Below are 10,000 nucleotides of genomic sequence, written 5' to 3' on the forward strand. Positions count from 1 at the left end.
ATGCCTGATTAAAGGTATCGCTTGGACGCATAGCTTTTGATGCTAACACATCGTCTGGTTTGTAGTAGCCGCCGATATCCACCGCTTTACCTTGTACTGAATTTAATTCCTGTACAATTTTCGCTTCGTTTTCAGTTAAGGTTTTAGCCAGAGGAGCGAACTTAGCTGCAATTACAGCATCTTTGCTTTGAGCCGCCAGAGCTTCCGCCCAGTAGAAAGCCAGATAGAAATGGCTGCCACGGTTATCCAGTTGACCCAGTTTACGGGTTGGAGACTTGTCGTTATCGAGGAACTTAGCAGTGGCTTGATCCAACGCATCAGCCAGTACCTGAGCTTTAGCGTTGCCAGTGACCTGGCTTAAATGCTCAAGCGATGCAGCCAGAGCCAGGAATTCGCCTAAAGAATCCCAACGTAAGTGATTTTCTTCAACAAACTGTTCGACGTGCTTAGGCGCAGAACCACCAGCACCAGTTTCAAACAAGCCGCCACCGTTCATCAGGGGCACAATAGACAACATTTTGGCACTGGTGCCTAATTCCAGGATTGGGAATAAGTCGGTTAAGTAGTCACGTAACACGTTGCCAGTGACAGAAATGGTATCCAGACCTTCTTTCATACGTTTTAACGTATGACGGGTGGCCTCCTCCGGCGACATAATCTGAATGTCTAAACCACTGGTGTCGTGATCTTTTAAGTAAAGTTCTACTTTAGCAATCAGTTGAGCATCATGAGCACGGTTTTTATCTAACCAGAATACGGCTGGTGTTTTACTTAAACGGGCACGGTTCACAGCCAGTTTGACCCAATCCTGGATTGGAGCATCTTTGGCCTGACACATACGCCAGATATCACCTTGCTCAACATTGTGTTGAATAAGCACAGTGCCTGCCGCATCGACCACTCGCACCTGGCCAGCCGCTTTAATTTCAAACGTCTTGTCGTGTGAGCCGTATTCTTCCGCTTTTTGTGCCATTAAGCCAACGTTTGGCACTGACCCCATAGTACGAGGGTCAAACGCACCATGCTCACGGCAGAAGTTGATCGTTTCCTGATACACACCAGCATAACAACGGTCTGGAATAATAGCTTTGGTGTCTTTTAACTTGCCATCCGGGCCCCACATCTGGCCGGAAGAACGGATAGCCGCAGGCATAGAAGCATCGATAATTACATCGCTTGGTACATGCAGGTTAGTGATACCTTTATCTGAGTTCACCATGGCCAAGGCTGGTTGTTTAGCGTATACAGCTTTGATATCGGCTTCAATTTCCGCTTTTTTATCAGCTGGCAGCTTGGCGATTTTTGCATACACATCGCCTAATCCATTGTTGGCATCCACACCTAGTTCGGCAAAAGTGGTCGCATGTTTTTCAAACACATCTTTGAAATACACAGTCACCACATGACCAAACATAATAGGGTCAGACACTTTCATCATGGTGGCTTTTAAATGCACTGACAACAGCACATCTTTAGCTTTTGCATCCGCAATTTCTGCCGCAATGAAATCACGCAGTGATTTTTTGCTCATGGCTGAAGCGTCGATGATTTCACCTGCTTTTACTACAGTTTTTTCTTTTAGAACGGTGACACTACCATCTGCCGCTACGTGCTCAATCCGCACCTGACCAGCGTCTTTGATGGTGACTGACTTTTCGCTACCATAGAAATCACCTGCGCTCATATGAGCCACATGAGATTTCGACTCTTTACTCCATGCGCCCATTGAGTGTGGGTTTTTACGGGCATATTGCTTTACAGAAGCAGGAGCCCGACGGTCAGAGTTACCTTCACGCAGTACAGGGTTTACCGCACTGCCTTTGACTTTGTCGTAACGGCTGCGAGCTTCTTTCTCTTCTGCTGTTTTTGGATCTTCTGAGTAATCAGGAAGAGCGTAGCCTTTTGCTTGCAACTCCTTTATAGCCGCCACTAGCTGTGGAATTGAAGCACTGATATTTGGTAGTTTGATAATGTTGGCTTCTGGTGTATTTGCCAACTCTCCTAATGCAGTTAAAGCGTCAGGTTGACGTTGTGCTTCAGTCAGAAATTCAGGGAATAAGGCAACAATACGGCCAGCCAGAGAAATATCCTGAGTTTCAACTTCAATGTCAGCTGTTTTGGCAAAAGCTTCCACTATAGGTAAAAAAGAATAAGTGGCCAGTGCCGGGGCTTCGTCCGTAATAGTGTAGATAATTTTTGAGGTGGTCATATCGTTTCCTGGAATTACAGCAAAATTGAGTCGTTAGCCAGGCCGAACATCTGTATGTGGCCTGGGCTGTTTAAAACGTTACAGTTACTCGTGGTGTCCGAGTATAACAGCGCTCATTCTAAGAGCCTAGTCAAGGACATATGCTTTACGACAGAAGTCGCAGAAACCTGCCCCTGTCGGGCTTTATATTACTGAAATGTTTGGCGGAAAACAGGGTTCTGCGGCCCGACCACTTCAGCGATTTTAAGGATTTATGGGCATTTTGCTGCAATTACAACAAAAGATCGGTTTTTTTGTTCATATATGGCATAAATAGCCCGTCTTTTTGTTTTTTCGCCATCTTCTGGTCATTCAATCCAGCTTTTGAGGAATCTGTTGTTTATGTCACGTCCTTTGTTGCATTTAACCGTCGCTGCTGTAGTGTATTTTCAGGGCCGTTATTTATTGGTCGAAGAGAAAGAAAAAAGCTCTGGTCGCCTGGTACTGAATCAACCTGCTGGCCATGTAGAAGAAAATGAAGATTTGATCAGCGCCATCAAAAGGGAATTACTTGAGGAAACAGGCCTGAATCTCGAGCCGGATGCCTGGCTTGGGATCTCTCAGCTTCAGACCGCCGACGGCCATTTTTACGTGCGGGTGAACTTTGTCTTTACCCCAACTGAATTACCAGTTGGGTATCAGCCTCAGGATAAAGATATTCTCGCCTTACACTGGCTAAATTTGTTGGAACTGCAACAACATGCATTGCCGGGTCGCAGTCAACTGGTGCAGGATGCAATCAGAGAGTTTGAACAAAACCGATCTCTCCCTCTACACCTGATAAAAAGCGCCGTGCTGCAGATCGATTAAAAGCCCGGCCGCAGATTCCCGCTGATTAACATTTTTTGGCAAAGAATTTGGTGCTATAATCCGCGCCCGTTCCCATCCAGCCAGTTAAAAGTACGGTGTAATGTCAGATAACAGCAGCAAAAAAGTCATAGTCGGTATGTCCGGCGGTGTGGATTCCTCAGTCTCAGCCTACCTGTTGATGCAGCAGGGTTATCAGGTCGAAGGCCTGTTTATGAAAAACTGGGAAGAAGACGATGACAGTGAATATTGTGCTGCAGCGGAAGACCTGAAAGATGCTCAGGCAGTCTGTGACAAGCTGGGTATCAAGTTACATAAAGTCAACTTTGCCGCTGAATACTGGGACAATGTATTTGAATACTTCCTTGCTGAATACAAAGCAGGCCGCACGCCAAACCCGGATATTATGTGCAATAAGGAAATCAAATTTAAAGCTTTCCTTGAGTTTGCCGCCGAAGCTTTAGGGGCTGACTATATAGCCACAGGCCACTATGTGCAGCGCCGTGAAGTCGAAGGCCACTGGCAATTATTGCGTGGGTTGGATAGCAATAAAGATCAGAGTTATTTCCTTTACACTATTGGCGAAGAACATGTGGCACAAACCCTGTTCCCTGTTGGCCATCTGGAAAAACCGCTAGTGCGCGCTATAGCCGAAGAGCAAGGTTTAATTACCCACGATAAAAAAGACAGCACAGGCATTTGTTTTATCGGCGAGCGTAAATTTAAAGATTTCCTGCAAAAGTATCTGCCAGCTCAGCCTGGTGATATTTTCACCGTAGACGGCGATAAAATTGGCCAGCATGATGGTCTGATGTACCACACCTTAGGTCAGCGCAAAGGTTTACGTATCGGTGGCTTAAAAGATGGTGATGATCAGCCCTGGTATGTGGTGGCAAAAGATTTGGTCAATAACCGCCTTATAGTCGCCCAGGGGCATGACCACCCTAGTATGTTCTCCAAAGGTTTAGTGGCAAACCAACTGCACTGGGTTGATCGCACAGGCCCGCAGCAGGCACTGCGCTGCACTGTTAAAACCCGGTATCGCCAGACCGATATTCCGTGCACCCTGACCCCAATGCCAGATGGCACTGTGGTTGTGGTCTTTGATCAGCCTCAAAAAGCCGTTACCCCTGGCCAGTCCGCTGTATTTTACAGCGACGAGATTTGTCTGGGCGGCGGCATTATTAATTCGGCCATACAGTAATTTATGCAACCTAGTATTCAGACTCAAACCCTTGCGCTGGCAGGTATGTGCCAGGCGCTTAAACTGCTTCAGCAAGTGACTCGCAGTAATGACGTAGCGCTGGCCGATTTACAGCTGTGTTTAGCCAGTATCGCTAATTTATCTCCTGCCGAGCCTTTGGACATTTATGGTAAGGATATCGCCAATCTTCACACCGGTTATCAATGCCTGGCGGAACAACTGGGCGACAACCAACGTAAAGATGTCGAGCTGACCCGCTATGTAGTGTCTGTGATAGCGCTGGAGCGTAAACTGACTAAAAACCGCGACAATCTGGATAATCTGAGCAAACGTCTATCCAGACTGGAGCAGCAACTACAACACTTTGCTATCACTGACGAAAACATTATCGCCAATCTGGCTGACATTTATGTCGAATGTATCAGCTCTTTAGGCACCCGCATTCAGGTTGCAGGCCAGCCAGAACTGTTGAAGCAACCACTGGTACAACATAAAGTACGGGCTTTGTTATTAGCAGCTATTCGCGCTGTAGTCCTATGGCGCCAGGCAGGTGGTAGTCGTTTGCACTTTATTTTCAAACGCAAAGCCCTGCTCAACGAAGTCAACTCTGTTTTACGCACTATTGCCCCAACCCATTCATAGGAGCACCTAATGGAATTATCAGCATTAACCGCCATCTCCCCTGTAGATGGCCGCTATGGCTCAAAAGCCAGCGAGCTGCGCGAGTTTTTTAGTGAATATGGTTTAATCAAATTCCGGGTGACTGTAGAAGTACGTTGGTTGCAAAAATTAGCAGCGACAGCAGCCATCACCGAAGTTCCGGCTCTATCCACCGCTGCCAACGCGCTGCTGAATGGAATTGTCGACAATTTTAGTCTTGCTGATGCTCAGCGTGTCAAAGACATTGAGCGCACGACTAACCATGACGTTAAAGCTGTTGAGTACCTACTAAAGGAAAAGGTCGCTGGTCATGCCGAATTAGCAGCGGTCAGCGAGTTTATCCACTTTGCCTGTACCTCAGAAGACATCAATAACCTGTCGCATGGCTTAATGTTAGGTGCTGCCCGTGATAAAGTTCTGTTGCCATTGTGCGACCAATTATTAAACGAGATCAAAAGTTTAGCACAGAAGTACAAAGCCATTCCTATGATGGCCCGTACCCACGGCCAACCAGCCTCTCCAACCACTTTAGGTAAAGAGATGGCGAACGTGTATATGCGCTTAAAGCGTCAACGCGAACAGATTGCCAAAGTCGAGCTGCTGGGTAAAATCAATGGTGCCGTAGGTAACTACAACGCCCATTTATCTGCCTACCCGAACCTGAACTGGCATCAGTTTGCCGAAGAGTTTGTCACTAGCCTTGGTTTAAGCTGGAACCCTTACACCACTCAGATTGAACCGCATGACTATATTGCCGAGCTGTTTGACGCCATAGCGCGCTTTAACACTATCCTGCTCGACTTCGACCGTGACGTCTGGGGTTATATCGCTTTAGGCCACTTTAAACAGCGCACTATTGCCGGTGAAATTGGTTCATCCACCATGCCGCATAAGGTCAACCCAATAGACTTTGAAAACTCCGAAGGTAACCTCGGTCTAGCTAACGCTATATTCCAGCATTTGTCGTCCAAGTTACCTGTATCGCGCTGGCAGCGCGATTTAACAGACTCGACTGTGTTGCGTAACTTAGGTGTAGGTTTTGCTTATACTGTGATTGCCTACCATGCGAGCCTCAAAGGTATTAGCAAACTGGAAGTAAACGAAGCCAATCTGCTGAGCGAGTTGGATCAGAACTGGGAATTGCTGGCCGAGCCGGTTCAAACTGTGATGCGAAAATACGGCATTGACCAGCCTTATGAAAAGCTGAAAGAACTGACCCGCGGCAAACGCATCACTCCGCAGGATCTGGCTGTGTTTATCGACAAGTTAGAACTGCCAGAGCAAGTGAAAACCGAATTAAAAGCCTTGCGCCCTGACAACTACATAGGTGCAGCTATCGAGTTAGTCGATTTACTGGACTAAACTAAGCTTCAGTTAGCGTTTTTATACAGGGCGATCTTATCGCCCTGTTTTTATGGTGAAACAGAACTATGTACCAATTATCTTTAAATGAATTGACTCCAGCTCAGTTTTTAGCAGAGTACTGGCAGAAAAAGCCTTTACTGATCAAAGCGGGTTTTAAAAACTTTATCGACCCGATAAGCCCGGACGAACTGGCAGGCCTGGCCGGTGAAGAAGAAATTGAATCCCGTATTGTCAGCAATAAAAACGCTGTATGGGACATGGAAACCGGTCCTTTTGAGGAGTTCAGTCATTTAGGCGAAGACGGCTGGACCTTATTAGTTCAGGCCGTCGATCACTGGCATCCCCAATCTGCAGCTTTGATCGAGCCTTTTCGCTTTATCCCCAACTGGCGAATTGATGATTTGATGGTAAGTTTCTCTACCGCAGGTGGCGGAGTGGGACCTCATCTGGACCAATACGACGTCTTTATTATTCAGGGTCAAGGTAAACGCCATTGGCGTGTTGGTATGCCGGACAACAGTCTACAGCAGTACTGCCCTCACCCTCGTTTATTGCAGGTGACGCCCTTTGTCGACTGTATCAATGTAATCACTGAACCCGGCGACATTTTATATATTCCGCCAGGCTGCCCACATGACGGTATTTCTTTGGACCCATCACTGAACTACTCTGTGGGATTCCGTGCACCTGCACAAAAGGATTTACTGACAGGTTTGGCTGATCATCTGATTGATCAGGATGTGACGGGCCAACGTTTTACTGATCCGGAGCGTCAGGTTCCAGCATCTGTTGGTGCTATCAGTGAGCAGGATTTGACCCAGGTGCAAGCCCTGTTGCGGCAGTTAGTGGATGACAAAGCTTTTGCTGCCCAGTGGTTTGGCAGTTATATAAGTCATGCAAAACATGAATTGGACACAACTGAACCCGATCCTCATTACGAAGCCGCTGAAATAGGTGAATATCTGGAAGAAGGCTCTGTGCTGGCAAAATTAGGCGGCTTACGCACTTTGTATTATCAGGCCAGCTCTACCGGGGACATTCAACTTTTTATTAATGGAGACTGCTTTTTGGTACCAGCTGTTGAACTTGAAACTGTGAAAAAGCTGACCGATCAAATCACTCTGAGCCAGCTGGATTGCCAACATTTCGCTTCAGATCAAGGACGCTTACAGCTTATCACTCTGCTAATCAACAAAGGTTACTGGTACTTTACTGAGTAAAACTACAAGGATAAAAAAACCGCCACTGGCGGTTTTTTTTATCCTGACAGCAGAACCCTGATCCTGAGTCCGCTTCCACAAGGTGTTGTAAAGATTTATATACTTAAATTCAGCTTAGTTGGACGAATTCCAAAGCTCTTCTTTATCAAATAAATCATATAAACCATGAGCTCTGTTGATCAGTAAATTTGCGAATTCCACTTTGGTTTTGTCGATAGCGCCAGAATTCATGATCTGTTCTGCTTTTAACTGCCAATGCAAAGAGAATGCCCGGACTGCTTCGCGCGCATCTTTAGCTGCAGACAAAGCCATATGGTCTGTAGGTAAATCACCACTAATTACCCAATACTGTTTACGATCCTGAGCGGTAATCTTCCATATCGCCATTAATGGTGTTAAATAACGAGATTCGGACACTGCCACATTGTCTGGCAGTATGCCTTTTTCAGCCAGGTATTGGTTTGCTTTCTGGAACTGAGCACGAACCCACTCACTGCTCGACTGTTCTTGTTGTTCCGGGGTTAATTGATCTGCCATCGTTAGTTTCCTTAATGCAAGTGGCGCTACTTTATGTGACTCAATCCTGACAATCAAGAGGCAGCTAAAATTGTCGACAATTCACTGGTCTAACCAGAATTTGTTTTTAAAGATTGATAGCGTAAGCAAAGCTGAAATGGTACATTCCGCGGCGCAAAAAAGCCCTAACGTCACGCCTCGCGGTGTGGTGACTGATATCAACGGAGAACAAGTCGTGGCTGTATTTAACCATCCTGAATTTGATAACCATGAGCAAGTTGTATTCTGTAGTGATGAAAGCACTGGTTTAAAAGCCATTATTGCTATTCACAGCACAGCCCTGGGCCCAGCAACAGGTGGCTGCCGTATGTGGGATTATGTAGCTGATGAAGATGCTTTAGTCGACGTATTACGTTTATCCCGTGGCATGACGTACAAAAACGCTATGGCTGGTTTGCCGTTAGGCGGCGGTAAAGCCGTGATTATAGGCGACGCAAAAAAAATCAAATCTGAAGCTCTGTTTCGTAAGTTTGGCAAGTTTGTGCATTCACTAAGTGGCCGTTATGTCAGTGCAGAAGACGTAAATATCACCACTGGCGATATCATGATGGTCAACAAAGAAACGACTTATGTTGCAGGTTTGGAAGGCTTAAGTGGTAACCCTGGTCCTTTCACAGCCCTCGGCACTTACCGCGGTATCAAAGCAGCCGCCAAACACAAGTTTGGTACTGATGATCTGAAGGGTCTGACTGTTGCTATTCAAGGTTTAGGCAGTGTTGGCTTTTATTTGTGTGAATACCTGCATAACGAAGGTGCAAAACTGATTGTTACTGATATCAATCAGGACGCCGTCAGCCGCGCTGTCGCTCAATTTAATGCCACAGCTGTGGGCCTGGATGAAATCTATGCAGTTGATGCTGATATCTACGCACCATGCGCTTTAGGTGCCACCCTTAACGACATCACTATTCCTCAGCTGAAATGTAAAGTCATTGCAGGATGTGCGAACAACCAGTTGAAAGGAAGTCGTCATGGTGAACTGTTACGCCAAAAAGGCATTCTGTACGCACCGGATTATGTGATCAACGCAGGTGGCATAATCAACGTTGCGATGGAGATGCGCGAACAAGGCTACAACGCTGAAGAATCAACGGCTAAAGTAAACCAGATTTACCATACTCTGATTAATATCTTTGAACGTGCTGACGCGCAGCAAAAACCAACCAATGAAGTGGCAGATTTAATGGCGCAGGAAATTATCCGTAACGCCCGTTAACTTTATGCCCCATAGATACCCAAAGTAATTGGAGTTGCAGCGCGACGACAAGCGAGCGAGACCCCAGGAGCATAGTTGTCCTATGTGACTGGGGCGAGTAGCGTAGTCAACAAAGCTGCGGCTTCAAGAACGCGGGGTATACCAGTCAGTCCAGTCTTTGGTTAGCCAGTACACTTGCAAACTGGCAGTTTCCGCAGCCAACTTCGAGAACAAATCATAGTTCGATAAATTTACCGTCAATAAACAATTCCAGCCACAATTCACTTGCCTGAAGGTCGCGCTGGAAGCGGCATAGACCTGAGCATTGAGTTGATGCATTTGCGCTAATTTTTTTACCCGAAGTGCATGGTAATCGCTGCTGATAAACAAATAATTTTTGGTTTTATCCAGCTTTTGATCTAAAGACGCAAACTCGTGATAAGTGGTTGGCCCACCGTCAAAACACTGGATAGCCGCATATTCGGTTTTTTGTTTTAACAAGGCTTCGTAAGGGGCGCAGTGCAAGGTGGTCATATAAACATGCACAGGCCGCTGCTGCGCGTTAATCATCAGAGCCAGTTGATTAATTCTGTTGCTGGCGCAATCCGGCAAGCTATGTTCATTACCACCACAGCCCAGCAACACATAGTCACCACTGAAATTAGCTGGCAACACTGCTGTACTAATTTGCGTGTTGTACCAGTCCCTCACCTGATTGGCGACTA

At 46.4% G+C, this 10,000-nt stretch carries 9 protein-coding genes; 6 read left to right on the forward strand and 3 right to left on the reverse strand.

What is annotated here, in order from left to right:
* Positions 1-2,209: NADP-dependent isocitrate dehydrogenase (locus LDL40_RS07685; protein WP_300994677.1), on the reverse strand; the 2,209-nt coding region annotated here is incomplete at its 3' end.
* 381 nt (positions 2,210-2,590) lie between these two features.
* On the opposite strand from LDL40_RS07685, the gene LDL40_RS07690 reads away from it, so the two are divergent.
* From LDL40_RS07690 to LDL40_RS07710, 5 genes are all read left to right on the forward strand, one after another.
* The gene (locus LDL40_RS07690; protein ID WP_300994678.1) at positions 2,591-3,058 is read left to right on the forward strand and encodes an NUDIX domain-containing protein; all 468 of its coding nucleotides are present in this window, start codon (positions 2,591-2,593) and stop codon (positions 3,056-3,058) included.
* A gap of 100 nt (positions 3,059-3,158) precedes the next feature.
* Positions 3,159-4,259 (forward strand): tRNA 2-thiouridine(34) synthase MnmA, encoded by a 1,101-nt coding sequence (gene mnmA / locus LDL40_RS07695; RefSeq protein ID WP_300994679.1) that lies wholly within the window; start codon positions 3,159-3,161, stop codon positions 4,257-4,259.
* Between the two features lie 3 nt (positions 4,260-4,262).
* Positions 4,263-4,901, forward strand: coding sequence for a high frequency lysogenization protein HflD (hflD, locus tag LDL40_RS07700; protein ID WP_300994680.1), 639 nt, complete (start codon positions 4,263-4,265; stop codon positions 4,899-4,901).
* A gap of 9 nt (positions 4,902-4,910) precedes the next feature.
* Positions 4,911-6,281 carry an adenylosuccinate lyase gene (gene purB, locus LDL40_RS07705; RefSeq protein WP_300994681.1) on the forward strand — a complete coding sequence of 457 codons (1,371 nt, stop codon included), beginning with the start codon at positions 4,911-4,913 and terminating at the stop codon, positions 6,279-6,281.
* Between the two features lie 68 nt (positions 6,282-6,349).
* Positions 6,350-7,504 (forward strand): cupin domain-containing protein, encoded by a 1,155-nt coding sequence (locus LDL40_RS07710; protein WP_300994682.1) that lies wholly within the window; start codon positions 6,350-6,352, stop codon positions 7,502-7,504.
* A 114-nt stretch (positions 7,505-7,618) separates the two neighbouring features.
* Here LDL40_RS07710 and LDL40_RS07715 read toward each other — a convergent pair whose 3' ends face one another.
* Entirely contained in the window at positions 7,619-8,041 is a 423-nt protein-coding gene (locus LDL40_RS07715) for a DUF4826 family protein (RefSeq protein WP_300994683.1), read from the reverse strand.
* A gap of 136 nt (positions 8,042-8,177) precedes the next feature.
* Between LDL40_RS07715 and LDL40_RS07720 the strand changes: the two genes are divergently transcribed.
* Positions 8,178-9,296, forward strand: a complete 1,119-nt coding sequence (locus tag LDL40_RS07720; protein WP_300994684.1) for an amino acid dehydrogenase — start codon at positions 8,178-8,180, stop codon at positions 9,294-9,296.
* Positions 9,297-9,419: 123 nt separating this feature from the next.
* On the opposite strand, the gene LDL40_RS07725 is transcribed toward LDL40_RS07720, so the two are convergent.
* A partial coding sequence (locus LDL40_RS07725) for a hypothetical protein (protein WP_300994685.1) occupies positions 9,420-10,000 on the reverse strand: 581 nt, incomplete at its 5' end.

It is taken from the genome of Rheinheimera sp., from assembly GCF_020217005.1.
Taxonomy (GTDB): Bacteria; Pseudomonadota; Gammaproteobacteria; order Enterobacterales; family Alteromonadaceae; genus Pararheinheimera.